Origin of the sequence: Pseudoalteromonas spongiae UST010723-006, from assembly GCF_000238255.3 — a bacterium.
Classification (GTDB): domain Bacteria; phylum Pseudomonadota; class Gammaproteobacteria; order Enterobacterales; family Alteromonadaceae; genus Pseudoalteromonas; species Pseudoalteromonas spongiae.
The window spans coordinates 1,247,376-1,271,292 of the sequence record NZ_CP011039.1 but is presented as its reverse complement, the minus strand read 5'-3'; the positions used below and the strand labels follow the sequence as shown (position 1 = coordinate 1,271,292).

General features: G+C 41.1%; 27 protein-coding genes. 18 read left to right on the top strand and 9 right to left on the bottom strand.

Translation table 11 applies throughout. The features are described 5' to 3' along the window. Positions 1-8: 8 nt before the first annotated feature. Positions 9-863: an RNase RNM gene (gene rnm / locus PSPO_RS06030; RefSeq protein ID WP_010560337.1), complete on the bottom strand. Its 855-nt coding sequence runs from the start codon at positions 861-863 to the stop codon at positions 9-11. Positions 864-1,020: 157 nt separating this feature from the next. On the opposite strand from rnm, the gene PSPO_RS06025 reads away from it, so the two are divergent. The 11 genes from PSPO_RS06025 to PSPO_RS05975 all read left to right on the top strand — a co-directional run bounded on the left by PSPO_RS06025 (position 1,021) and on the right by PSPO_RS05975 (position 11,310). Beyond that, on the top strand, positions 1,021-1,866 hold the full coding sequence (locus PSPO_RS06025) for a DMT family transporter (RefSeq protein ID WP_010560338.1): 846 nt from the start codon (positions 1,021-1,023) through the stop codon (positions 1,864-1,866). A 393-nt stretch (positions 1,867-2,259) separates the two neighbouring features. Beyond that, positions 2,260-3,843, top strand: a complete 1,584-nt coding sequence (locus tag PSPO_RS06020; RefSeq protein WP_010560339.1) for an anthranilate synthase component 1 — start codon at positions 2,260-2,262, stop codon at positions 3,841-3,843. After that, positions 3,843-4,442, top strand: a complete 600-nt coding sequence (locus PSPO_RS06015; RefSeq protein ID WP_010560340.1) for an aminodeoxychorismate/anthranilate synthase component II — start codon at positions 3,843-3,845, stop codon at positions 4,440-4,442. Before PSPO_RS06020 ends, PSPO_RS06015 begins: the two co-directional genes overlap by 1 nt. Continuing rightward, the gene (gene trpD / locus PSPO_RS06010; protein ID WP_010560341.1) at positions 4,442-5,449 is read left to right on the top strand and encodes an anthranilate phosphoribosyltransferase; all 1,008 of its coding nucleotides are present in this window, start codon (positions 4,442-4,444) and stop codon (positions 5,447-5,449) included. The genes PSPO_RS06015 and trpD overlap by 1 nt, the downstream gene beginning before the upstream one ends. Beyond that, positions 5,442-6,803: a bifunctional indole-3-glycerol-phosphate synthase TrpC/phosphoribosylanthranilate isomerase TrpF gene (gene trpCF / locus PSPO_RS06005; protein ID WP_010560342.1), complete on the top strand. Its 1,362-nt coding sequence runs from the start codon at positions 5,442-5,444 to the stop codon at positions 6,801-6,803. Before trpD ends, trpCF begins: the two co-directional genes overlap by 8 nt. A 1-nt stretch (position 6,804) precedes the next feature. After that, positions 6,805-7,995 carry a tryptophan synthase subunit beta gene (gene trpB, locus PSPO_RS06000; protein ID WP_010560343.1) on the top strand — a complete coding sequence of 397 codons (1,191 nt, stop codon included), beginning with the start codon at positions 6,805-6,807 and terminating at the stop codon, positions 7,993-7,995. After that, positions 7,992-8,798 (top strand): tryptophan synthase subunit alpha, encoded by an 807-nt coding sequence (trpA, locus tag PSPO_RS05995; RefSeq protein ID WP_010560344.1) that lies wholly within the window; start codon positions 7,992-7,994, stop codon positions 8,796-8,798. Before trpB ends, trpA begins: the two co-directional genes overlap by 4 nt. Positions 8,799-8,912: 114 nt before the next feature. Beyond that, positions 8,913-9,491 carry an inner membrane-spanning protein YciB gene (locus PSPO_RS05990; RefSeq protein WP_010560345.1) on the top strand — a complete coding sequence of 193 codons (579 nt, stop codon included), beginning with the start codon at positions 8,913-8,915 and terminating at the stop codon, positions 9,489-9,491. A 422-nt stretch (positions 9,492-9,913) separates the two neighbouring features. Further along, positions 9,914-10,153, top strand: coding sequence for a hypothetical protein (locus PSPO_RS05985; RefSeq protein WP_010560346.1), 240 nt, complete (start codon positions 9,914-9,916; stop codon positions 10,151-10,153). Between the two features lie 229 nt (positions 10,154-10,382). Continuing rightward, the gene (locus tag PSPO_RS05980) at positions 10,383-10,892 is read left to right on the top strand and encodes an HNH endonuclease (RefSeq protein WP_010560347.1); all 510 of its coding nucleotides are present in this window, start codon (positions 10,383-10,385) and stop codon (positions 10,890-10,892) included. 85 nt (positions 10,893-10,977) lie between these two features. Beyond that, positions 10,978-11,310, top strand: a complete 333-nt coding sequence (locus PSPO_RS05975; protein WP_010560348.1) for a hypothetical protein — start codon at positions 10,978-10,980, stop codon at positions 11,308-11,310. A gap of 565 nt (positions 11,311-11,875) precedes the next feature. Here PSPO_RS05975 and PSPO_RS05970 read toward each other — a convergent pair. Both PSPO_RS05970 and PSPO_RS05965 read right to left on the bottom strand, forming a co-directional pair. Beyond that, entirely contained in the window at positions 11,876-12,433 is a 558-nt protein-coding gene (locus PSPO_RS05970; protein ID WP_010560349.1) for a hypothetical protein, read from the bottom strand. 150 nt (positions 12,434-12,583) lie between these two features. Next, positions 12,584-14,020 carry a sodium-dependent transporter gene (locus PSPO_RS05965; protein ID WP_010560350.1) on the bottom strand — a complete coding sequence of 479 codons (1,437 nt, stop codon included), beginning with the start codon at positions 14,018-14,020 and terminating at the stop codon, positions 12,584-12,586. A 149-nt stretch (positions 14,021-14,169) separates the two neighbouring features. On the opposite strand from PSPO_RS05965, the gene PSPO_RS05960 reads away from it, so the two are divergent. The 5 genes from PSPO_RS05960 to PSPO_RS05940 all read left to right on the top strand — a co-directional run bounded on the left by PSPO_RS05960 (position 14,170) and on the right by PSPO_RS05940 (position 17,224). Next, the gene (locus tag PSPO_RS05960) at positions 14,170-14,469 is read left to right on the top strand and encodes a YciI family protein (protein WP_010560351.1); all 300 of its coding nucleotides are present in this window, start codon (positions 14,170-14,172) and stop codon (positions 14,467-14,469) included. A gap of 68 nt (positions 14,470-14,537) precedes the next feature. Then, positions 14,538-14,846: a PepSY domain-containing protein gene (locus PSPO_RS05955; RefSeq protein ID WP_010560352.1), complete on the top strand. Its 309-nt coding sequence runs from the start codon at positions 14,538-14,540 to the stop codon at positions 14,844-14,846. A gap of 2 nt (positions 14,847-14,848) precedes the next feature. Further along, a complete protein-coding gene (locus PSPO_RS05950) occupies positions 14,849-15,523 on the top strand; it encodes a response regulator transcription factor (RefSeq protein ID WP_010560353.1) in 675 nt (224 codons plus the stop codon). 47 nt (positions 15,524-15,570) lie between these two features. Beyond that, positions 15,571-16,842, top strand: a complete 1,272-nt coding sequence (locus PSPO_RS05945; protein ID WP_010560354.1) for an ATP-binding protein — start codon at positions 15,571-15,573, stop codon at positions 16,840-16,842. After that, entirely contained in the window at positions 16,835-17,224 is a 390-nt protein-coding gene (locus tag PSPO_RS05940; protein ID WP_010560355.1) for a hypothetical protein, read from the top strand. The genes PSPO_RS05945 and PSPO_RS05940 overlap by 8 nt, the downstream gene beginning before the upstream one ends. Before the next feature lie 88 nt (positions 17,225-17,312). Here the strand turns inward: PSPO_RS05940 and PSPO_RS05935 are convergent, their stop codons facing one another. Further along, complete coding sequence (locus PSPO_RS05935; RefSeq protein ID WP_010560356.1) at positions 17,313-18,068, bottom strand: Nif3-like dinuclear metal center hexameric protein; 756 nt, start codon at positions 18,066-18,068, stop codon at positions 17,313-17,315. Between the two features lie 152 nt (positions 18,069-18,220). Here PSPO_RS05935 and PSPO_RS05930 point away from each other — a divergent pair, with 152 nt between their 5' ends. After that, entirely contained in the window at positions 18,221-18,613 is a 393-nt protein-coding gene (locus PSPO_RS05930) for a hypothetical protein (protein WP_010560357.1), read from the top strand. A 63-nt stretch (positions 18,614-18,676) separates the two neighbouring features. On the opposite strand, the gene PSPO_RS05925 is transcribed toward PSPO_RS05930, so the two are convergent. The 3 genes from PSPO_RS05925 to PSPO_RS05915 are packed head-to-tail and all read right to left on the bottom strand — an operon-like array spanning position 18,677 to position 20,832. Beyond that, a complete protein-coding gene (locus tag PSPO_RS05925; protein ID WP_010560358.1) occupies positions 18,677-19,654 on the bottom strand; it encodes a glutathione S-transferase family protein in 978 nt (325 codons plus the stop codon). 10 nt (positions 19,655-19,664) lie between these two features. Beyond that, entirely contained in the window at positions 19,665-20,363 is a 699-nt protein-coding gene (locus tag PSPO_RS05920) for a pirin family protein (protein ID WP_010560359.1), read from the bottom strand. A gap of 16 nt (positions 20,364-20,379) precedes the next feature. Next, a complete protein-coding gene (locus PSPO_RS05915; protein ID WP_010560360.1) occupies positions 20,380-20,832 on the bottom strand; it encodes a DoxX family protein in 453 nt (150 codons plus the stop codon). Between the two features lie 142 nt (positions 20,833-20,974). Here PSPO_RS05915 and PSPO_RS05910 point away from each other — a divergent pair, with 142 nt between their 5' ends. Next, positions 20,975-21,886, top strand: coding sequence for a LysR family transcriptional regulator (locus PSPO_RS05910; RefSeq protein ID WP_010560361.1), 912 nt, complete (start codon positions 20,975-20,977; stop codon positions 21,884-21,886). 141 nt (positions 21,887-22,027) lie between these two features. Here PSPO_RS05910 and PSPO_RS05905 read toward each other — a convergent pair whose 3' ends face one another. Together PSPO_RS05905 and PSPO_RS05900 are read right to left on the bottom strand one after the other, a co-directional pair. After that, a complete protein-coding gene (locus PSPO_RS05905; protein ID WP_010560362.1) occupies positions 22,028-22,849 on the bottom strand; it encodes a M90 family metallopeptidase in 822 nt (273 codons plus the stop codon). A 74-nt stretch (positions 22,850-22,923) separates the two neighbouring features. Next, positions 22,924-23,871 carry a TRM11 family SAM-dependent methyltransferase gene (locus PSPO_RS05900; RefSeq protein WP_010560363.1) on the bottom strand — a complete coding sequence of 316 codons (948 nt, stop codon included), beginning with the start codon at positions 23,869-23,871 and terminating at the stop codon, positions 22,924-22,926. Positions 23,872-23,917: the final 46 nt, after the last annotated feature.

Here is a 23,917-nt window from a genome sequence, read left to right as displayed (position 1 = left end):
GGATATCCTTAATTTAATTCTTGTTCTTTGGCAATCGCCCAATCCTGCCAAATTGGCACACTGGCTTTAGGTAAGTATAAGTTCTTTCCAAGTTCTAACCAGTTGGTTGCAAAATGAAAATCTGAACCTTGCGACGAAAGCAGCTGATATTCTTCAGCAAGCTGGGCTAAAAACTGACGATCACTCGGTGCTTGTTGTGGCAGCGCCACTTCAATGCCATCGCCACCAGCATGTTTAAATTCTTCAAGCAAACGGCGCAACCATTTATTGGATAATTTATAACGACTTGGATGTGCTAATACCGCTTGACCACCTGCAGCTTTAATTGCCTTCACGGCAGTGGCAACATCACACCATTCGCTGGTTACATATCCCGGTTTACCGCGCACTAAAAATTTTTTAAACACCCCTTGTAAAGTGTTTGCTGCCCCTTGCGCTTGAATTACTTGAGCAAAATGAGCGCGGGTAAGCTGGCCTTTGTTGGCTAACGCTTTTGCTTGTTCTAATACGTTTTCAAACCCGCGTTTTTCGAGCTTTTCAGCCATTTTTTCTGCGCGTGTTGCGCGTTTTCCTGTTTGCTCAGCAATCAAGCATGCCAAAGTGCTATTTTCAACATCAATGTTTAAACCAACAATATGAATTTCAAAGCTTTCCCACTTAGTTGAAAACTCGATGCCCTTAACAAGTGTCAGCGGTAACGCATTTTTGTCGATATGTTGCTGTGCAATTGGCAGCGCCTTAACGGTATCGTGATCGGTAATCGCTAATATATCAACGCCTTTTTCAACGGCGCGTTCAACTAAGTCTTCTGGGGATAGCTTGCCATCGGAATAATACGTATGGCTGTGTAGGTCAAATTTCATAAATATGGTTTTCGTTTGTATTGCGTGTAATCATACCAAATTCAGTGGCTAATTACTCTTGCTGATTTGTTTGCTTTCATTTGGGAAATTAATATTTGCGAATAAAGGTCTTTATCTGTTTAAACTCGATTAATAATAAACAGTGCCGCTTTAATTTATGAAAATACTGCTAATTACCCTACTTTCACTTATCGCCTTTGCTGGAAACTCTATTCTTTGCCGAATAGCCCTTGGGCAAGGGCAAATTGACGCCGCAAGCTTCACCTCAATTCGTTTATTCTCAGGTGCGATAACGCTTTTTATTCTTTACGCCCTTTTTCATAAAAATAAACAAACAGCGAGCAAAGGTTCATGGCTTGGCGCCGTTTATTTGTTTATTTACGCCATAACCTTTTCCTATGCCTATATTTCACTTGAAACCGCTATTGGGGCACTTGTGCTCTTTTCATCGGTGCAATTTAGCATGCTTGCTTATACCTTTTTTTCAGGTACCAAAATTTATCCTATCGAATGGTGCGGCGCGCTAATTGCGTTTATTGGTTTTAGCTACTTGGTGCTGCCTGATATTTCATCACCTTCACTGACTGGTTTTGTGCTTATGATGATTTCGGGTATGGCGTGGGCGGGCTATACCTTAGCTGGCAAAAACTCATCTAATCCCCTTGCCGATACCGCCTTTAATTTTATGCGCACCTTACCTTTTATAACGTTACTAAGCTTGATGACACTCAACTCAACTAATGCCTCAACCACAGGGATTTTACTCGCTGTGATAGCTGGCAGTGTGACATCAGGTATTGGTTACGCCATTTGGTATGTTGCACTAAAACACTTAACCTCAGTGCAAGCAGCTGTATCGCAGCTCTCGGTACCTATTATTGCCGGTATTGGTGGCTTTTTATTTTTATCCGAGCCTATCAGTGAACGACTAGCAATTTCTGGAGCTATTATTCTAATCGGAATTTTGCTGGTTGTGCTTGGTAAAAAGCCACTAAAACCCTGATTTTATAACTGTTTAAACACTGCTTATAACCAATAAACACTAACAAATCCGATTAGTTATAAAAAATGGCGGTTTTGTGTTGACTCATGTATACAATCTGGGGTTTACTATGGCTGAAACATTTTAGGAATCGTTTAAATGCAATTAGTAACTTCACAAATCAAAACAGTATGGTGGTGGCACTCGTAATCGCGGGTGGGAATAATTGTATCTAAACTATTCTTAAAACCCGCACAATGTGCGGGTTTTTTTATGTCTAATTTGAGGTGAATAATGAGTAATAACAAACAACTAATCCAATGGTGGTGGTTCCTGTAATTAACGCGGGAGGATTTTGTTTGTCTATTATTCAGCCCGCCTTCTAAGCGGGCTTTTTTGTATAAGGAATGAGGCGTGATATTTAGTCATATATCAACCGAGGTCGGTAAAGTTACCAGCATTTCGCTGGCGCGGGACTACATTGAAAGTCCACTAGCACTTTACAGCGCGGTATGTAACAACCCGACTAACTTTAATAGCTTATTGTTAGAATCAGCGGAAATTGATTCAAAAGATAATGTAAAAAGTTTAATTTTAGCCGATGCTGCTATTCGTATTGAATGTAATGGTGACACGGTAACGTTTGATGCAAAAAGCAATAACGGCAAACAGCTACTACCCCATTTAGCTGGCTTTTTTAAAGATCACAACGTTGAACTTGCAAATTCAAGCCTAAGCATTGTGTTTGAACGCGATACCAGTTTGATGGATGAAGCGAGTCGCTTAGTGGCTGACAATGCATTTACCGCATTAAGACAATGTATCAATAATATTGAAAGCACCACAGAATCTCATTTTGCAGTATTTTTAGGCGGCACTTTTGCCTACGATATGGTTGCCAACTTTGAGTCACTTCCAGACGTACCAAACGGCGATAACACAACCCCTGATTTTGTTTTTTATCTTGCAGAAACACTGATTGTTATTGACCATCAAGCAAATACCACAGAACTTATTGGCAATGTATTTAGCGGTCCCGACGCACACGCCAACTGTTTTGAAGTAGGCCAAAAGCTTGAAGCACTTAATAAGCTGTGTGACGATTTACCAGCTTATAATGCCCCAACCTTTCCGGGCGCTGTAAGTGAAAGTGTTGATATTGACGACGCAACCTTTTGTCAACAAGTCGAAACCCTTAAAAAACACATTGTCGATGGCGACATTTTCCAAGTCGTGCCGTCTCGCTGTTTTTCATTACCATGTGCTGACTCACTTGCAGCATATCATCAGCTTAAAACACAAAACCCAAGCCCTTACATGTTTTACATGAAAGATGAAAACTTTGTGTTATTTGGTGCATCACCCGAATCTGCGCTTAAATATTGCCAAAGCACCAATCAAGTAGAGGTCTACCCAATTGCCGGTACGCGTGCCCGTGGTAAAAATGTTGATGGCAGCATTAACTTTGACCTTGATAGCAAAATTGAACTAGATTTGCGCGATGATAAAAAAGAGCGCGCCGAGCACATTATGCTAGTTGATTTAGCGCGTAACGACATTGCCCGCATTTCAACACCGGGTTCGCGCTACGTAAAAGAATTATTAAAAGTTGACCGCTACTCGCAAGTGATGCATTTAGTATCGCGCGTGGTAGGTCAATTAAAACCTGAGCTGGATGCACTGCATGCCTACCAAGCGTGTATGAATATGGGCACCTTGGTTGGCTCACCAAAAGTAAAAGCGGCCGAGCTGGTGCGTATTACCGAAGGTAAACGCCGTGGCAGCTACGGTGGTGCTGTGGGTTATTTAACTGGTGATGGTGCGATGGACAGCTGCATTGTTATTCGTAGTGCCTTTGTTAAAGATAATATGGCTTACGTGCAAGCAGGTGCAGGCGTAGTTTATGACTCAGTGCCACAACTAGAAGCAAACGAAACTCGCCAAAAAGCACAAGCGGTTATTCGTGCAATTAAGTCTATCTACCAAGGAGAAGCCTAATGGCGCAGGCAAAAATTTACTTTATCGATAATTTTGATTCGTTTAGCTACAACTTGGTGGATGAATTTGAGCAATTGGGCTTTGAACTGGTGGTTTATCGTAACCATGTTCCGGCCGACACCATTTTAAGCAAAATGGCTGAGGAAACTTGCCCTGTAACATTAGTACTTTCACCTGGCCCTGGCACCCCAAAACAAGCGGGCAATTTAATTGAGCTTATCAATAAAGCGAAAGGCCGCTACCCTATGCTGGGTATTTGTTTAGGCCACCAAGCAATTGTGGAGTGTTACGGTGGTGTGGTTGGTCACGCAGGTGAAACAGTGCATGGCAAATCATCACTTATAGAACTTAAAGAGCACGCAGTATTTAGTGGCTTACATTCGCAAATACCAGTGGCGCGTTACCATTCACTCATGGCAACCGAAGTACCAGATAGCCTTGATGTCATTGCCAGCTACGACACAATTCCTATGGCAATTATTCAAGAGCAAGATAAAGTAATTGGGTTTCAGTTTCACCCAGAATCAATTTTAACGCCAAATGGCTCACAGCTGTTAAAGCAAAGCCTAGCTTATTTAGCCAATGTGGAGGGCGCATAATGCAACCACTTGTTAATCTCTTAATCGAACAACAAGATTTAACGTTTGAACAGAGCAGCGAGTTTTTTAATCTTGTAATGACAGGTCAAGTTAGCGAAATCGAGCTTACCGCAGCGTTAACCGCGCTTAAAATTAAAGGCGAAACCGACAACGAAATTGCAGGTGCTGCAAAAGCCATGCGCGATAATGCAGTGACATTTACTAACCCAAGTGCCATAAGCTTTGATTCATGTGGCACCGGTGGTGATGGTGCCAATTCAATTAACGTGTCAACTACTGCTGCCATTGTTGCCGCGAGCATGGGCGTTAATATGGTAAAACACGGCAACCGCAGTGTTTCAAGTAAATCGGGCTCGTCTGACTTACTTAATGCCCTTGGCATCAATATTAATATGAGTGTGGCACAAGCAGAAAACTGCCTAGCAAAAACCCATTTTACCTTTTTATTTGCACCGCTTTACCATGCAGGTGTGAAATACGCGATGCCAGTGCGTACCGCACTTAAAACACGCACCTTATTTAATATTTTAGGGCCGTTGGCAAACCCTGCAAAACCAAGCCATCAACTGCTTGGGGTTTATACCCCTGAATTACTTCGCCCGATGGCGCAAACACTTAAACTACTTGGCTGTGAGCGGGTTATGGTGGTCCACGGTGCAGGTACCGATGAAATTGCCCTACACGGTGAAACACAGGTTGCCGAGCTAAAAGACGGTGAAATTATTGAGTACACTCTACAACCGCAAGATTTTGGCCTTGATAACTATGCCCTATCAGATATTGAAGGTGGCGAGCCTGATTATAACGCGGCGGCAAGCCTTGCGATTTTAAAAGGTGAAGGCAAGCCTGCGCACAATGCAGCGATTGCCGCAAATGTTGCAGCCGTGCTTGTAATGCAAGGCGACTACAGCAACTTTAAAGACGCAACACAGGCGGTACAAAACCACCTGGAAAGTGGCGCAGCGTTTTCACATTTATCACGCATTATCGAGGTGTCTCATGGCTAATGTATTAGAAAAAATTGTTGCCGATAAACGCATTGAGCTTGGATCGCGTAAAGCCAATAAGCCACTTGAAAGCTTTATTGATGAGGTGGTACCAACCGAGCGTGATTTTTACGGCGAACTAGCAAAACCCGGCACTAACTTTATTTTAGAGTGTAAAAAAGCCTCGCCATCCAAAGGGCTTATTCGTGATGATTTTAATCTTGATGAAATTACCGGTGCTTACAAGCATTACGCTGCGTGCATTAGTGTACTGACTGACGAGAAATACTTTCAAGGCAGTTTTGATTACTTAACTAAAGTACGTTCATTGGTGAATCAACCGCTTATTTGTAAAGATTTCTTCATTGATGAGTACCAAGTGTATTTAGCACGCCTGCACGGTGGAGATGCAATTTTACTGATGCTAAGTGTGCTTAATGATGATGAGTACTCCGCGCTTGCAAAGGTGGCAAAATCGCTCAATATGGCAATTTTGACCGAAGTGAGTAACGAAGAAGAAGTACACCGCGCATTAACACTCGACGCTGAGATTATTGGTATTAATAACCGTAATCTGCGTGATTTAAGTACCGACCTTGCCACTACAGAAACCCTTCGTGCGTTAATCCCTGCAGGGAAAGTGGTTATTTCAGAATCGGGCATTTACACTCACGCTGATGTAAAACGCTTAAAATCTCTGTGTAACGGCTTTTTAGTTGGCAGCTCACTGATGGCTGAACAGAACCTTGATTTGGCCTGTCGTAAGCTGATTCTAGGTGAAAATAAAGTGTGCGGTTTGACGCGCTCACAAGATGCGATTGCCGCATATAATGCGGGCGCGGTATTTGGTGGCCTGATTTTTTATGCAAAATCGCCACGTTACGTTGATATTGACTGTGCAAAACCAATTGCCGATAGCTGCGATTTAGGCTTTGTTGGCGTATTTGTAAACGAAACGATTGACACCATTGTACATATTGCCGTTGAGCTAAAACTGGTTGCAGTACAGTTACATGGCGATGAAGACGAAACCTATATTGCTACGCTTAAAAAGGCGCTACCAGCGAGCGTGCAAGTATGGAAAGCCGTTGCGGTAAGCGATGTGATTGAACATAAGAGCCAAGGGGCTGATCGCTATTTATTTGATACCAAAGTGGGCAACCAAAGCGGTGGTACGGGGCAAACCTTTAATTGGGATGTGCTGATTAACGAACGCAACTATATGCTCGCAGGCGGCTTAAATAACGACAATATTATTGATGCGCTTGCAACCCAAGCCATTGGCCTTGATTTAAATTCGGGCATTGAAACAAGCCCAGGTAAAAAATGTCATCAACAAATTAATTCTGTGTTTTCTAAGATAAAGGAATCTTGAGGTGGAAAATAAAAACCCAGCCTATTTCGGCGATTTTGGCGGCATGTACGTACCAGAACTTCTGGTACCCGCCTTAAAACAACTTGAAAGTGAATTTAATAAAGCAAAGAACGACCCTAGCTTTCATGCAGAGTTTGAAAAGCTGCTTAATGAATATGCCGGTCGCCCTACGCCACTGACGCTTACACGCAATTTAGTGAAAAACCCTAAGGTAAAACTTTACCTTAAACGTGAAGATTTACTGCACGGTGGCGCACATAAAACCAACCAAGTGTTAGGTCAGGCATTACTAACAAAACGTATGGGCAAAAAAGAAGTCATTGCTGAAACCGGTGCTGGTCAGCACGGTGTAGCAACCGCCCTAGCTTGTGCACTACTTGGCTTAAAATGCCGCGTTTACATGGGTGCAAAAGACGTAGAACGCCAGCAACCAAACGTATTTAGAATGAAACTAATGGGCGCAGAAGTCATTCCTGTTACCGCAGGTTCTGGCACATTAAAAGATGCGGTTAACGAAGCAATGCGCGACTGGTCAGCAAACTACGATACGGCACACTACTTACTTGGTACAGCAGCAGGCCCGCACCCGTTCCCAACACTTGTACGCGACTTCCAAAAAATGATTGGTGAAGAAGCAAAACAACAAGTACTTGATACAGAAGGCCGCCTACCAGATTATGTGATTGCCTGTGTTGGTGGTGGCTCTAACGCAATTGGTATGTTTAATGACTTTATTGGCGATGAAAGTGTAAAACTGGTTGGCGTTGAGCCAGCAGGTAAAGGCCTTGATACTGACGAGCATGGCGCGGCAATTTGTAAAGGCACAAAAGGCATTTTGCACGGTGCATACACCTTTATTATGCAAGACAGCAACGGCCAAATCGAAGAGTCTTACTCGGTATCTGCAGGTCTTGATTACCCAGCGGTTGGCCCTCAGCATGCACACCTTGCTGAAACAGGCCGTGCCCAATATGTTGGCATTAGTGATGATGAGGCTTTAGAAGCATTCCAGCTACTTGCGAAAAACGAAGGGATTATTCCGGCGCTTGAATCAAGCCATGCCCTTGCTTACGCATTAAAGCTGGCTGAAGAAAAAAGTGAAGAAACCATTATTGTAGTGAATTTAAGTGGCCGTGGTGACAAAGATTTAGCGCACGTGCATACAGTGTTAAATCAAGGAGGCAAACTATGAGCCGCTATCAACAAGCATTTCACGCATTAAATGAAGTTAACCAAGGTGCATTTGTGCCATTTGTTACCATTGGCGACCCAAACAAAGAATTAAGCTTTGAGATTATTAAACGCTTAATTGACGGCGGCGCTGATGCGCTGGAGCTAGGTATTGCATTCTCAGATCCAATCGCTGATGGCCCGGTGATTCAGGCGGCCAATATTCGCGCGCTCGAAAATAAAATCACCACAGCTGAGAGCTTTGAAATAATTCGTAAAGTACGTGAGTACAACGCGGATATTCCAATTGGCTTACTGCTTTATTCAAACCTAGTGTTAGCACAGGGCATTGATAACTTTTATCGCACAGCAAAAGAAGTGGGCGTTGATTCAATTTTAGTTGCTGATGTGCCGCTGCATATGTCAAAAATGTTTAGACAAGCTGCCATGCAAGCAGAGATAGAGCCTATCTTTATTGCCACGCCAAATGCTGATGACGATACACTTCGCCAATGCGCATCTTACGGCCGTGGTTATACCTATTTGCTCTCGCGCGCAGGTGTTACGGGTACCGAAACCAAAGCGCAAATGCCTGCAGATTCAATGATCAAAAAGTTATTAAATTTTAACGCAGCACCTGCGCTTCTGGGTTTTGGTATTTCAACCCCTGAAGATGTAAAAGCGGCAATTGCCTCAGGTGCCGCAGGTGCCATTTCAGGCTCTGCAGTAGTTAAGATTATCGAGAATAACCTTGAATCACCTGAAACTATGCTAAGCGAGCTTGAAAGCTTTGTACGTAATATGAAAGCCGCAACGCAAAAATAATTGTGTATAAACAATACAAAGGGCGCCAAGCGCCCTTTTTTTAAACCCAAACTCTGGTGTTTCATATTAACTCTGGTGTAAGGTAAATATTCAGCATAATTTAAGAGGTAAACAATGCTCGCATTATTTGAATATGCTCCCCTGATCTTATTTTTCATTCTTTATAAAACCATGGATATTTTTTGGGCGACGTCGGTACTTATTGGTGCGTCAGTTCTGCAAATAGCCTACTACTTCTTTATCGAGAAAAAAGTCGCTACCAAACATTGGGGACTCTTTGCTTTAGCGGTTGGTCTTGGCTCACTCACTATTCTTTTCCAAGATGAGCAGTTTATTAAGTGGAAAGCAACCGTGGTCTATGCAGGCTTTGCGACCATTTTATTAGCATCGCGTTATTTCTTTAACAAGAACCTAATGGCAAAAATGTTAGGCTCAATCTTGGCTTCAACTAATGATACAGGCCAGAAAATTGAAGTGCCTGAGCCACTTTGGGATAAAATAAACTTATTTTGGAGTACGTTTTTATACCTAATCGCCGCTGTTAATATTTATGTTGCCTATGCATTTTCACTGGATTTTTGGGTTAACTTCAAAGTGTTCGGCATTACCGCTGCCACTTTCGTTGCGCTAATTGTAACTATCGTTATGCTTTATCAATATTTGCCTGACGATGAAGAACAAAAAAGCGAATAACGGTAACAAGCCTTAACGTGATTTAAATATAAAAAGGAGCGATAACCGCTCCTTTTTAGTAAATCCGTGTTTTGACGTTCAAGATTTAATGCTTTCCGATCGCTACTCAGCCTTGAGCCCTGCTCCTCAAATAATGCCTCAACCCCTTACCATATAATTATCAGCTAGCAAAATACCGATTGTTTAACTTATTTATTGCTTAGAAACTTTCTACTTACACTTCATATAAAGCGAAAGTTACAAATATCACCCATTATGTTTTGATAATTAGGAAAATCTATTAAATCGTTCTAGTATTAAATTGAACATTTAATGACCTGTTGTGTTGTTCTCAAGGAGCTATAACGAGATAAACAGGCCCAAAGAAAACTAAAATCCGGCCACTTAAAGTGGTTAGAACAATAATATTAGTCGAGGCTTAAATGGAAACAGATAACAAACAAGAACCTGAATACGAAATAAAAAACGAGAACCTATTTAAAACACTGCTGTGTTTACCGATTGGTATTGGCTTTGCCGTATTTATGATAAGTGCATTTAATAATTCAGGCTTCAATGTAGGTACTTTTTTACTCTTTGTACTTACCATGTACTTTACCCTAAGCGGCATCGCCTACGCCGCGTTTTACACCAATGAAAAGTTTGATTGCAAACCGCATTAAACGACTATAACTTTCTACAATATATTTAAAGGGCGCTTATAAGCGCCTTTTTTATAACAATATTTATTACCCACACCACCATCCACACATAACCAGTTTATTTATCTTACACTCTGATTTAAGATGAGTTTTTTAAAAAGCGAAATCAAAGATTAAAAACACCTATCTTACAAGATCCATAACTTTGTTAGGTATCCCTAATAAGTTGTTAAGTGCTAAAAGGAGCATCATGGCACGAAGTAAATCTGACATATCAAATAGCGCCATCAGAATATTCTTACAAGACGTTGGTAAATTTTATGATGAGGCCAGAGGCTTTGAGCCATTCGGTCCAAAAGTAGCTCAAAAAGATGAGTTGTTAGAGTTTTTTAATTACCAATGTTGCTTTTGTGGTGCATCCATTGATCGCAAGTCCTTGTCCCAGGATCATTTAATCCCAATGAACAAATCTTCGCTTGGCCTACACGCATGGGGAAATGTGGTTCCATGCTGTGCTCCTTGCAACAATGAAAAGCAACAAAGACCTTGGTTGGAGTTCATTATTGCAAAAGCTGGCAAAGAAGCTGCTGCCCGTACACAGCGCATAAATGAATTCGTTGCATCTAAAAATTATGATCCCACGCTAAACTTACACGAGTACGCTGATAACTTGTATGAGGATGTAGGACAAGTAGCTATGACGCTTATAAATTTAAGGTACAAACAGGCACAAAGTGGCATTAAAAAGCTTCTTGGGTAAAGCATTTAAAAAATAGGTCAACCCGAACCCCAATGCGTTGCTTACTGCTTAATGCGACATTATATATTCTGGAGAATTTACTAATTTGAACGAAAATTATAAGTATGCAGCCCATATTATTGCTTGGCTTGAAAGGCTTGGTATACCTGAAATTCTTTTGGCAAAAAATGCTTTCTTACAACTTAAAGAGTATTGGGTTGAACATAAAGAGTTTAACCTTGAACAGTTAAGAGACTGCTTGTGGTCTTGGGTTGACTGTAACGATGGTTACAACACATCTGTATCAGAAGTAGCAAAAATGAGAATTCTTTTTTGCTTAGCTTATGAAGATAATCGAGAATTAGAAAATGTCGGTTATTTTGAGGAAATATTAATAAGTCTGGGCGTCTCACAGCAAGAGGCATACAAGCGCACATAATATCCATTTTAAAAGGCATCATTTAAAGGCTGCATTTAAAATTCACACACATCTTTCCCCTTAATCAAACCTGAAAACATTATTTAAATGAATAATGCGAGACAGGGAGCGAAGCGGTCGAGCAAGCTATGTATGAATGGGTGAATAGCGTCTAGAGACGAACGAAGTTCGGCTAGCTATGAACGCGATAAAAGGATTTAGAGCTGGATAGCGTACAGGGACGTTTAGCGCGTAGCTTCATGGCGTTTAAGTTCATATTTAAATTATGTTTGAAGATTCAGTTTGATTTACGGGCACGTTTTTAACGAAATACATCCCTGTATTTCGCCATACTGGCCAGCTTCGCTGTTCAAATTTATTCCTGATAAATTTGTGGCTCGTTTTTGTCGTGTAACAAAAATGAACAAGAGGGCGCCATGGATTGCGCAAGATACGCTCATGGGAGATAGAAGAATCAGTTGACATTGCCAAAAGCCAGCTCGAACCAACTAACAGAAGAGAAGGTTAAGCGCTACAACTAAACAATTTTCAAATAACTCACAATTAACACAACTACAAATCCCCGCTACAACATTCTTACTTTCGGATCCCGCACATTTAATCGATAAGTACGCTTCACTTCCTGCATATTCTCAACATAACTTATTGTTAAGTAAAAACGTGTGCCTGAATGAAGTTTGATTTGTGTGGGTAGCGTAAAGGTAAAATCAAGCAAAGTAGTATCGCCGTCAAACTCAATTTTTAATGGTAAAGTATCAGACCAAATCTCATTTAAACCGCTTTCATAACCTGGCGCAAGTATTTGAAGTATCGCTTGATTAAACTTCTTAAAATGCGGCTGATTAATAACTATTTGCCCTTTTGTTTCAACACCTAACATCACAATTTTACTATCGAGCATTAAAGGCGCTTTGCCCAACACCAAAAAGCGATTATTTGCTGATTGTGAAGCTATTAAAAGGCCAACAATACATAGAGAACAAATCACAATAAATGGCCAATTTAGTGCCACTTGCAAGCTGGTTGCAATCAAGCATCCGGCAATCAAAATTACAGAAATAGCGTATGCTACAAACTTAAACTGCGCGCTGCGCTTACTTTGTTCACTGTTAATTTTGACCATCTTCCAACCTAGTTTAACTATCTAATTCTATTAACTATTCTACCTTTTAAGATGATTAAAGTTCGCCCTTCCATCACCTTATATTGCCATTAAACACAAAAAAGCGGAGCAATTGCTCCGCTTTTAACTTAAGTCTTTATTTAAATCGTATTAGAAGCCTAATAAATTGTAAGCAAAGAACTTATTAGCAACTGTATTAATAAAAATCAGCGCCAAAATAAATGGAATAAAGGTTGATAGTGAGAAGTTTACATACTTCTCGGTAAAGCTACCTGCATACTCAGGCGCACCTTGGCTAAGCTCTTCAGTTAGCTTTGCTTTTTTCCAACGGTACATTACGAACAAACACACCATTAAGCCGTTTAACGGTAAGATGGTGTCGTAAAACACATCGTATATAAAATCAAACAGGCTCTTTTTAGTTGCAGGATCGTGGTCACCATAGTTAAACATTGTGCTTAACCACTCACTCATACCAAACGACATGGTACATAAAATGGTTAAAATACCCATGCTACCTGCAAGTAATAGCAATGCTTTAAAACGCGAAACGCCCTTTTCTTCAATTAAGGTCGCTGTTGGTACTTCAATAATTGACACAAGTGATGTAATTGCTGCAAAAAATACCAGTAAGAAAAAGATTACGGCGATTGCGCTTGCGCCTACGTAGCCGATATCTTGCTGCATCGCGAGGAAGATTTTTGGTAAATAAACAAAAATCATTGATACCGATGAGTCAGATAACTCCGCAGGATTGGTGTTTGGGTTAAAGCTGAAAATCGCTGGCAAGACCATTAAACCCGCAATAAATGCGACCAATGAGTCAGTTACTGCAACCATTTTTGCACTGCCTACAATATTTTCCTTCTTAGAAATATATGATGCATAAGTCATTAAAATACCCATACCGAGCGACAGCGAGAAAAACGCTTGCGACAGTGCACCATTTAAAACGCTAGCATTCACTTTGCTAAAATCAGGCACAACGTAATAACGAAGGCCAGCAATCGCATTATCTAATGTCAGTACGTAAGCAACAAGGCCAACTAGTAGCACAAATAGCGCTGGCATAAGCAGTTTTGCTGCTTTTTCAATGCCCTGCTTTACACCGCCAAGTAGAATTAGATTAACCAGCACACCAACGCCTACCATGTAAAAAAATACACTGGTTTGGTTTATAAACTGACCAAAATTGCTGGGATCGGCAAGTGCATCTAAGTTGCCAATGGCTGCCTGAACAAGGTAACCAAAAATCCACACAGTGATCACCATGTAAAACACGCCAATCATAAATGGCGTAAGTACCGCTAAAAATCCAGGATATCGCCACTTACTGCTGTTACCCGATAATTTATTATACGCGCCAAGTGGGTCTTTTTGCGCGCTACGACCCATAGCCATTTCGGCCATCATTACTGGTAAGCAAACAAAAATTACAAACAATGCATAAACAACTAAAAATGCACCACCGCCATTTTTGGTTGCCGATACTGGGAAACCAACGAGGTTTCCAATGCCTACTGCACTGCCTGCAGCGGCCAAAATAAATCCGAGTTTGGAGCTAAAATGCTCTCGCGATGCACTCATGCTGAACCTTAGTATTATTGTTTTCAACCTTGGATGCTATCAGTGTTAAACCTACTGTTTCAAGTTTTCGCGAAAAATGATTTTTAGTTTTATCCTTTCTGTTGATAGAATTATTTTTATATTCAATAAAATAACCAAACAGGTGCTGTATGTGGTACATGATTTATTCAATAGATGTTGAAAACAGCTTAGCGATGCGAAAAGAAGCGCGTCCTGCTCACTTAGCACGCTTAGAAGCGTTAAAAGCAGAAGAACGTTTGTTATCTGCCGGGCCACTACCAGCAATCGACAGCGACGATCCAGGCGAAGCGGGTTTCACTGGTTCATTAGTGATTGCTAAATTCGATTCGTTAGAAGATGCGCGCAGCTGGGCTGCAAACGATCCCTATATCGAAGCGGGTATTTACAAAGAATCAATTGTTAAACCGTTTAAACGAGTTTTACCGTAACTGATTCAGAGTAAGTTCAGTGAACTTTTTGTACATTTAACTTACTCCATAACGTGGCGAGCTAACGTATGAAATATTTGATTAGTCTGATCAGTTGCTTAGTGCTATTTAATGCCAATGCAAGTAATGAAAATGACTCAAAGGTCAAAACATCTTCACAAAATGCGGCAGCGAATAAAGCGCTTAAAAATGTTAACACTCTGGGTTTAACCAAGCGCAGAGCGGCCAAAAAAGTGTCGCAATCTTACCCTGGTAAGATTTTAAGCGTGAAAGAGAACACCCATTACTACAAAGTAAGAATGTTACAACCAAAAGGTAAGGTTGTTGACTTTAAAGTAAATAAATCAAATGGCCAGGTTAAAAAAGGAAAACAATAACAATGCGCATTCTAATAATAGAAGACGATCTGCAACTGGCAGATAATCTAAAACATGCACTTGAAAAAGCCCGTTACAGCGTTGATATGTGTCACGATGGCGAAGCTGGTTTATTTCACCTTACTGAATACCCGTTAGATTTAGCCGTCGTTGATTTAGGCCTACCTAAAATGGATGGCATTGACGTGATCAGCAATGCGAGAAAGCAAGGCATTGATATTCCGATTTTAATCTTAACTGCCCGCGACCGCTGGCAAGATAAAGTGGAAGGGTTAGACGCCGGTGCTGATGACTACTTAACCAAACCATTTCATAACGAAGAATTAATTGCCCGTTGTAATGCGCTTATTAGACGCAGCGCCGGTAAAGCAGACCCAACTATTACTGCGGGTCCAATTCGCATTCATACCCGTTCTCAGCAAGTATGGGTTAACGACAATGAATTAATGCTCACCGCATACGAGTACAAAGTACTTGAGTACTTAATGGTTAACCCAGAAAAGGTCGTGTCTAAATCTGAGCTAACAGAGCACATTTATGACCAAGACTTCGATTTAGACTCAAACGTAATTGAAGTATTTGTATTACGCCTGCGTAAAAAGCTCGATCCAGACGGCTCAATCGCACCAATTGAAACACTCCGTGGTCGCGGCTACCGTTTAAGCGGCAAACTGTGATCCACCGTATATCGTTAAAAATTAGACAAGGATTTATCCTTGTCTTTTTGCTTTTAGTACTTATGCCTGCCATGTTCTTTTCAATTGGTAAGGCACTTTACGCAAGCTTAGTCGACAACACCGAACGCACACTCGAAGCGCATTTGTACTCACTGATGGCAAAAGTGGAAATTGAGCAAGGCGAACTGGCGCCGATTACCCTAATAGCTCCTGAACTCACTCGCCCCGTATCCGATACCTTTGCCTATATTTATCTTAACAAAGAAATTGCTTGGCAATCTGAATCAACGCTCGGTTATCAATATATTCCAAAACACGCAGCAACCGCGCCCGGTATTATGGACTTTTCGAAAATTGAAGAACTTGATAAGTACTTTCGACAACTTAGCTTTGTGTTTTACATGGATGCCGATGGCATTGAATATCAAGTCACTGTATTGGTATTAAAAGACGAAGAAGCCATTTTATCGCAAATGCAAGACTTCCAAGAAACCTTGAGGCACTGGCTGATTATTATCGCCATAGTGATGGGTTTACTGATTATGCTGGGCTTTTTATGGAGTAGTCACCCACTTAAACGCCTTGATAAAGAAATTGTCGCAATCGAAAGTGGTAATGCCGACCAAATTAATGGTGAATACCCAGAAGAGCTAGAAAAAATTCAGCAAGATCTTAATTTATTATTGGCTACGCAACAAAGGCAAAAAGATAAATATCGCGCATCATTAAGCGACCTTGCCCATGCTTTAAAAACCCCGTTGGCTGTTTTAAAATCAAGTGATCTAGCCAGTAATGGCGACAGTCAAGAACAGCTCGACCGCATCAGTAATATGATTGAACACCAGCTTAAAAAAGCGGCCTCGGGCGGCACTGATACATGGAAAAAACAAACTAAAGTTAAGCCAATACTCGATTCAATTATCAATGCTATGGGTAAAGTGTATCGCGACAAAGGCATTCAATTTATTCAAGCTATTGATGAAAAAAGTACCTTTTTAGGCGATAAAACTGATTTAATGGAATTGCTAGGCAATATACTCGATAATGCCTGCAAAGCATGTGACGCTTTAATTGAAATAAAAGTGAAGCAGTTAGGACAACAACTCATTATCGAAGTTGGTGATGATGGCCCAGGCGTACCCGCAGATAAAATAGAAGAACTTACAATTCGCGGAAAACGCTTAGATACCTACGAACACGGCCACGGTGTTGGCATGGCGATTGTAGGCGACCTGATGGATGCCTATAACGGCAAAATGACCATTGCCACAAGCCAGCTCGGTGGCGCCCTATTTACCTTGGTTTTTAATTATGAATAAATACACTCTTTTTTACACCGTGTTAATGCTGCTGAGCATTAATGCATTAGCTCAAAACGATGAAAAGCCCTGTAGCAAAGGCAAAGTAGTATTGCAGCTACAATGCTTAGATCAAGCCATTATTGACCACAAACGTACACGCCAAACTTGGCTCACAAAATTAGAAAAAGAAGTGGAAATAAAGCAAAATAACACGGGCAATACCCAATTATTTTTAAGTTTTCAACGCAGTAAAAACAGTTTTGATAGCTATATTTCCGATAACTGCCAATGGCGTTATCTCAATGAGTTACCAAATTCTCAGCAAGCTGCACTAAAATACAAGCGATGCGAACTCGCTGTAATTGACCAGCAAATTACCATTTTAAAAGGTGGTTACTAACCCATACACTGCATTCTCAGTAGTACATGGGGTCAGTAAATAGATCCAAATAAAAAAGCAGCGTAATCGCTGCTTTTTTATTTGTTGTTTAGACTGGATTATCTATGTCAATAAACTCAACATTTAAGCCAAATTGCTCAGCTAAATATTCACCCACGGCTTTTACACCATAGCGCTCGGTCGCATGATGCCCCGCAGCAAAAAAGTCGATATTTTGCTCGCGCGCACTGTGAATAGTTTGCTCTGACGCTTCACCGGTAAGGTAGGCATCAATGCCTTGGCTTGCGGCTAAATCAATATAACCTTGACCGCCGCCGGTGCACCACGCAATCGTTTCAATTTTTTTGCCACGCACACTTTCAACTAATGGTTTGCGATTGAGTACACTTTCTATTTTTTCAGCAAACTCTTCAGCCGTAAGTGGTGTTTTTAAGCGACCTTTCACTGCAATGCTTGGCTCACTGAATGGATCAAGCCCTGCTTCGTACTCAATATCTAATAGCTCTGCGAGTTTTGCATTGTTACCAAGGGTTGGATGCACATCAATCGGCAAATGATAGCCAATTAAGCTGATATCATTTTTAATTAACGCGCCAATGCGACGTTTTTTCATACCCGTAATTGGATACGCTTCGCCTTTCCAAAAATAGCCGTGGTGAACCAATATCGCATCAGCATTTTTTTCTATAGCGGCATCTATCAGCGCTTGGCTTGCCGTTACACCCGTTATAATTTTATTAACGGTGTCTTTTCCTTCGACCTGAAGGCCGTTTGGACTAAAGTCTTTAACCTTATGGGGGGCGAGTAAACTATCTAATTCTTGGAGCAATTTAGAAAGTTGCATTATGCTTACCTATAAGTTGTTTTTGATCATTGAATTGTCCTTAACCTACCGTCAAAAATAAAGAAAATTCTCAAAAAATTGAAAAATGACGTGAAACTAGGTATAAATGTATTTTTAACAGTAATCTTCGTATCAAATAAACGGGATATACGATGAGTAAACTCGATAAAACTGAAGTGCTAGCTGCGTTTGAAAAAGCGTATGAAGCAGCAAATGGTAAAAAACCTGAGATCACAGCTAAAAGTGGTTGGTACAGTGTAGATGGCGGTAAAAACGTTCGCCTTGCTGATTTAGTAACGCTTGCAGAGGAACTTTCATCTGGCTCTGCTCCTGCAGCAAAAGAAGAAGCACCAGCTAAGCCTGCTGCTAAAAAAGCACCGGCTAAGAAAGCCGCTACTAAAAAAGCAGCGCCAGTAACTGCAACTAAAGAAAAAGAATACACAGTTACTAAGCCAAACCCAGAAGGCTTTACTGCTGAAGAATTCTGGATTAAAGAGCTTGCTGAGCGTGAGCACGACACACGTCTTCCGCGCGGTGTTGTTTAATAACAAATTCGTTATTAATTAAAAAAGGCAGCTTTCGCTGCCTTTTTTATTGCCTATTACTTTTTAAAGTGACGAACGATTATGCGCGCTGCTGTAATCCACTTTTGGCCCAACGGGTACCACTTGCGTTGGGTTAATCATGGTATGGCTAAAATAGTAATGGCGTTTAATATGATAAAAATCGACCGTTTCAGCCACGCCCGTCACTTGATAAAGCTCGCGAATATAGTTTGCTATGTTCGGATACGACTCAAGCTGACGTTGATTACATTTAAAGTGTGAAAAATAAACCGCATCAAATCGAATTAAGGTAGTGAACAAACGCCAGTCTGCCTCGGTAATTTGTGTACCCACCAAGTAGCGCTGTTTAGCTAAAATGGCTTCAACTTTATCAAGGGCATTAAAAAGCGCAATATACGCCCCTTCATATGCGTCTTGTGTGGTAGCAAAACCCGCTTTGTATACCCCGTTATTAATATTGTGATAAACAAATTCGTTAATTTCATCAATTTCAGCACGTAAATGCAGAGGGTAATAGTCATGCTCGTTGCCTGTTAAATGATTAAAGGCGGTATTAAACATGCGAATAATCTCTGACGACTCATTGCTGACGATACAGTTTTGTTTTTTGTCCCACAGCACTGGCACAGTAACACGGCCGCTGTAGTTTGCGTTATTACGCGTATATATTTGATGCATATAATCAAAATCAAATAATGCATCGCCCGTGCTGTGCTGCGTTTTATCAAATTTCCAACCATGCTCTAACATATCTGGGCTTACAACTGATACAGAAATATGCTGTTCTAGCCCTTTTAATGCGCGAAAAATAAGGGTGCGGTGCGCCCACGGACACGCCAGTGATACATATAAATGATATCGGCCAGATTCTGCTGCAAACCCATTTGTACCTGAAGGGCCTGCTTCACCGTCTTTTGTTAACCAATTACGTAATTGCGCAGCTTCACGTTCGAATTTACCTTTACTGTTTTTGGTGTCGTACCACTTATCGTGCCATTTACCTTCAACTAATAATCCCATGATCTGCTCCTTAAACCTGTGGTAATTCAAAAATAATTAATGTCGCTGGGGTGTTAGATACGTTTTCAAATACTAATTCAGTTTCATCTAACACTTTTGCACCATCACCACTTTCAATTTGAATAGCATTCACTAGAGTGCTGCCTGAAACTTGATGTACATACACAGGTGCATTATTTGATTCAAATATATACTGCTGTTTTGGCTCAAGGATCAGTTGATGTAGCTTTGCATCCTGTTTTATCGCAAGCGTGCCATTTTCGCCATCTGGCGTCACAATCGTCGTTAAACCAACGTCTTTACCAAAATCTTTTTGTTGATAACCGGGTTTGTCGCCAAAACTATTCGGCTCAATCCAGATTTGTAAAAATCTAAGCTCTTCTTCATTTGATGCATTGTATTCACTGTGAAAAATCCCTTTGCCTGCCGACATTAACTGAAATTCACCCACAGGAAGCGTTTTGATATTGCCCGCACTGTCTTTATGTTCAATGGTGCCTGACAATACATAGCTAATAATTTCCATATCGCGGTGGCCATGGGTATCAAACCCAGCGCCCGGTGCCACAACATCATCATTGATAACACGAAGGGCTGAAAAGCCCATGTGTTTTGGGTCGTAGTAATTTGCAAAAGAGAAAGTATGTTTGCTCTTAAGCCAGCCATAGTCAGCGCCGCCGCGCTCATTTGCTTTTCTAAGTGTGATCATCGTACTTACCCCCTAATTAAGCGTGTTGTGTCAATTTATCTGAAATAAGCGCATCCAGTGAGGCTTTACCCGCACCCGAGAACACCAAAGAAATACTTGCTGCCAATAATGCTAAGCCAAACTCATAGCCATTGTTAGACATAAACAGTCCGTTTTCAAAGTGCACAGTAAAGATTGCAACAATCATAGTGCCTGCAAGTGCCAATGCCGCAGGGCGAGTTAATAAGCCAAGTAAAATAAATAAACCGCCAAAAAACTCTGCACTGCCTGCCATTAGCGCCATTAAATAGCCTGGTGCTAAGCCAATAGATTCCATCCATGCACCTGTGCCCTCAAGGCCATAACCCCCAAACCAAGCAAATAATTTTTGCGCGCCATGTGCCATAAAAATAATGCCGATAGGTAATCTTAACGCCAGTGCTGCGTAACCTGCTTGGCTTGATGTCAGTGTTGTTAATAGTGTTTTCATAATTTATTCCTCAAAAATTTTAAACTTATCTAATTTGTTAAAGCATCTGCTTAACTGATGAAATTAAGTATAAGCATGCTAAACTCAATAAAAAATCGGAACATTTTGAACCCTTAGTTCAAATTTTTTGAATAAAAGAATTATGTATCAAGCCATCACTATTGACGCCCTAAAAGCACTCGATGCCATCGATAAAAAAGGCAGTTTTGCCGCCGCAGCCGAATCACTTTATAAAGTGCCTTCGGCGCTAAGCTATACCATCAAAAAACTTGAAGAAGACATTGGCACGCCACTGTTTGACCGTTCAAAACAGCGTGCTGTACTTACCCCCGCTGGTAAGCTGGTGTTAGAACATGGCAGGCAAATTTTGCATTCCACCAGCAAAATGCTCGATGCTGTAAGCCAATTAGAATCAGGTTGGGAAAAACAACTGCGCATCGCCCGTGATACCGTGATCCCTGAAGATGTCATTTTTGATTTATTAAAAGAGTTCACCAAACGACCTGAACAAGTTGATATTCAACTAAGCGTAGAAGCCTTAGGTGGCGGCTGGGATGCCTTACATAGTAAGCGTGCCGATATTGTTATTGGTGCAACAGGCGAGTTGCCAAAAGGCGTGTATCGCACCCACAAAATCGCAGAGCTAAGTTTTATATTTGCTGTGGCAGCATCGCATCCATTGGCAAAGGTTACTACGCCGCTGGACGACGATGATTTAAAACACTACCCTGCGATTGTGGTATCTGACACTTCCACTTTGCTGCCAGAGCGAAGTACAGGGCTATTTAGTGCCAAGCAAGTAATCAATGTTAATTCTATGCAGGCAAAACTCGCAGCACAACTTGCCGGCATTGGTGTGGGGTTCTTGCCAAGTCATATTGCTAAACCGTATCTTGAAAATGGCGAGCTGGTGCAAAAAGAGTGCACCATTCCAAGACCAAAACAAGACTTATACATTGCATGGCATAAAGATAATCAAGGCAAAGCCTTTCAATGGTTTATTGAACGACTATGCCAAGCTAACTGGCAGATTGATACCAATTGCATTAATTAGCTGGTCATGTATTGCGACGGAGAAATGGCTCAGAAACAAGGCTTATAATTCGACATGTAGTTGTTCTAATTAAGAATTTTAAAACGCAGTTTATGGGTCATTTAACTCGCCAGAATGATCAAAGGATTAATAAAATTGGTATTAGTTCCAGCGCCTTGGATCAAAGCCAAAGTAATTAAGCAATAGATCAAAAATAACCGGATCATATGCTTTTAATTCACTGGGTTTTTCAATAAAGGTTTCGGTGATCACCGCAAAGAATTCCGCTTCATTGGTGGCACCGTAACTGTGAATAACGTGGGGCATGCCATACGCCACATGCGCTTTTAACATATTGTAGGCACGAGAAAATTCGCGTCCCCAACTTTCATAGGTAAGTTTGTCTTTTAATAGCGGCGTGCCTGTTGTTGCACCAGTTTCTTGATCGAGTTGATGGGCAAACTCATGAAATACTAAATTATGGCCATCGTTTGGTAAACGGTTACCGTTAAGTACATCATGCCATGAAAGCACCAAAGTACCGCCCGGCCACGACTCTCCTTGCCTAACCGTTTGGTGAAAACTAACAAGCCCAGCGCCATCTCGGCTTTCTGAATTTGCATAATAGGCACTTGGGTAAAGCAAAATTTGCTTCACATTTTTATAAAGCGGCCACGGTTTATTTAGCACCAAAACACAGGCATCGGCCGCTACAATTAACTTCATTGCGTGGTTTACCACTAGGCCATCGCGCCCTAAAAAGTCTTTGGTCGCTAAAAACCAGATGATGTGTTTTTCTAATTGTGCGCGTTCGCTATCTGTCATTCGGCGATAAATCGGCATGTACTTGAGTAATACATTGCGATCGCTGTCGCTTAAGGTGCGCTCTTTTAGTTTATGTTCCCAGTAAATATTGCGTAGCGCATCAAAATGCCAATACGCAGCGATAAATACCAAGGTTAATATTATTAATATGAAGTCCATGCTTCAGCCCTTTTCTACTTCTTAAGTAGTTATTGGGTGAAGCATGGCGTTGTTCAAGGTAGAGAATATATTTTTTAGTTCTTTCTTAAAACAACAACGTCACGGAAAATTGATTCGCTCATGCGGTGTGGCGCTTCAAACTCAAGCGCGCTAAGCCCTGCCGCTTCAAAAACCGCAATCAGCTCTTTGCGTTTTGGAATGTACTTATTAAACGCAATAACGCAAATACCATCTTTGTGCAGTAAATCTGCCCATTGCGGTGCGCATTCTTCTAACACAGCAATCGGGTTACGGGTTTTTTCAGTCGTAAAATGCTGCACACCGTAAGGAATATCACTAATGATTAAATGCTGCTTTTCACGCTTTAATAAATCACACGCGGTCGTCGCATTGCCATTAATAATACGGGTATTAACGCCATTAGCAGTAAAATCAATAAACTTACCCTTGTTTTGTTTATTGGCTTTGCCGATAAAACCTTCTTTAAGCTCATGCTTTTGGCGGTGAAGCTTAGTCCATTTTTTGGCAAAGGTTCTAAAGTCCAATACCGCATTCGGGTCTTGCTCAATGCCTTTAGACTTAATGCCATAACGCATTGCCCACATTAAAGTGGTGCCGCGCCCGCACATTGGGTCAAGCAATTTAATCTTGCTGATGTCTTTTTCTTTACAGAAACTCAAACCCACATTGAGCAACAACTGCGTTAAAATTTCATTGGTTTTGCCTTTGTACTTGCTACCAAATACAAAATCACTGTGTAAGTTAAAATCAGTATTTAACGATAGCGGCGTTAATGTGCCCGAATCATGACTAAAAATACCTTGTACAAACGATAAACGAGCTAGTGCTTCAAGTTTTTGCTCTGGCAATTGGGTTTGTAAAAATTGCATGCCGCCAATCTCGTTTAGTGTCAGGTCATACTCGCCAATACACTGTTTAAACTCTTTTTGTGCAATATCGATGGTTTCGTTAAAATAAGCACCGTTTGCAACAGGTGAAATCAAAATCGCAATGTCTTTCAAAACATTATCCTAATAGACAAATAATACCGTCAATTATATCGCGACT

What these genes read in the sequence shown, in the direction of transcription:
- rnm (WP_010560337.1), bottom strand. Translation starts at nt 863, where the DNA reads ATGAAATTTGACCTACACAGCCATACGTATTATTCCGATGGCAAGCTA.
- PSPO_RS06025 (WP_010560338.1), top strand. Translation starts at nt 1,021, where the DNA reads ATGAAAATACTGCTAATTACCCTACTTTCACTTATCGCCTTTGCTGGA.
- PSPO_RS06015 (WP_010560340.1), top strand. Translation starts at nt 3,843, where the DNA reads ATGGCGCAGGCAAAAATTTACTTTATCGATAATTTTGATTCGTTTAGC.
- trpD (WP_010560341.1), top strand. Translation starts at nt 4,442, where the DNA reads ATGCAACCACTTGTTAATCTCTTAATCGAACAACAAGATTTAACGTTT.
- trpCF (WP_010560342.1), top strand. Translation starts at nt 5,442, where the DNA reads ATGGCTAATGTATTAGAAAAAATTGTTGCCGATAAACGCATTGAGCTT.
- trpA (WP_010560344.1), top strand. Translation starts at nt 7,992, where the DNA reads ATGAGCCGCTATCAACAAGCATTTCACGCATTAAATGAAGTTAACCAA.
- PSPO_RS05990 (WP_010560345.1), top strand. Translation starts at nt 8,913, where the DNA reads ATGCTCGCATTATTTGAATATGCTCCCCTGATCTTATTTTTCATTCTT.
- PSPO_RS05985 (WP_010560346.1), top strand. Translation starts at nt 9,914, where the DNA reads ATGGAAACAGATAACAAACAAGAACCTGAATACGAAATAAAAAACGAG.
- PSPO_RS05980 (WP_010560347.1), top strand. Translation starts at nt 10,383, where the DNA reads ATGGCACGAAGTAAATCTGACATATCAAATAGCGCCATCAGAATATTC.
- PSPO_RS05970 (WP_010560349.1), bottom strand. Translation starts at nt 12,433, where the DNA reads ATGGTCAAAATTAACAGTGAACAAAGTAAGCGCAGCGCGCAGTTTAAG.
- PSPO_RS05965 (WP_010560350.1), bottom strand. Translation starts at nt 14,020, where the DNA reads ATGAGTGCATCGCGAGAGCATTTTAGCTCCAAACTCGGATTTATTTTG.
- PSPO_RS05960 (WP_010560351.1), top strand. Translation starts at nt 14,170, where the DNA reads ATGTGGTACATGATTTATTCAATAGATGTTGAAAACAGCTTAGCGATG.
- PSPO_RS05955 (WP_010560352.1), top strand. Translation starts at nt 14,538, where the DNA reads ATGAAATATTTGATTAGTCTGATCAGTTGCTTAGTGCTATTTAATGCC.
- PSPO_RS05950 (WP_010560353.1), top strand. Translation starts at nt 14,849, where the DNA reads ATGCGCATTCTAATAATAGAAGACGATCTGCAACTGGCAGATAATCTA.
- PSPO_RS05940 (WP_010560355.1), top strand. Translation starts at nt 16,835, where the DNA reads ATGAATAAATACACTCTTTTTTACACCGTGTTAATGCTGCTGAGCATT.
- PSPO_RS05935 (WP_010560356.1), bottom strand. Translation starts at nt 18,068, where the DNA reads ATGCAACTTTCTAAATTGCTCCAAGAATTAGATAGTTTACTCGCCCCC.
- PSPO_RS05930 (WP_010560357.1), top strand. Translation starts at nt 18,221, where the DNA reads ATGAGTAAACTCGATAAAACTGAAGTGCTAGCTGCGTTTGAAAAAGCG.
- PSPO_RS05925 (WP_010560358.1), bottom strand. Translation starts at nt 19,654, where the DNA reads ATGGGATTATTAGTTGAAGGTAAATGGCACGATAAGTGGTACGACACC.
- PSPO_RS05920 (WP_010560359.1), bottom strand. Translation starts at nt 20,363, where the DNA reads ATGATCACACTTAGAAAAGCAAATGAGCGCGGCGGCGCTGACTATGGC.
- PSPO_RS05915 (WP_010560360.1), bottom strand. Translation starts at nt 20,832, where the DNA reads ATGAAAACACTATTAACAACACTGACATCAAGCCAAGCAGGTTACGCA.
- PSPO_RS05910 (WP_010560361.1), top strand. Translation starts at nt 20,975, where the DNA reads ATGTATCAAGCCATCACTATTGACGCCCTAAAAGCACTCGATGCCATC.
- PSPO_RS05905 (WP_010560362.1), bottom strand. Translation starts at nt 22,849, where the DNA reads ATGGACTTCATATTAATAATATTAACCTTGGTATTTATCGCTGCGTAT.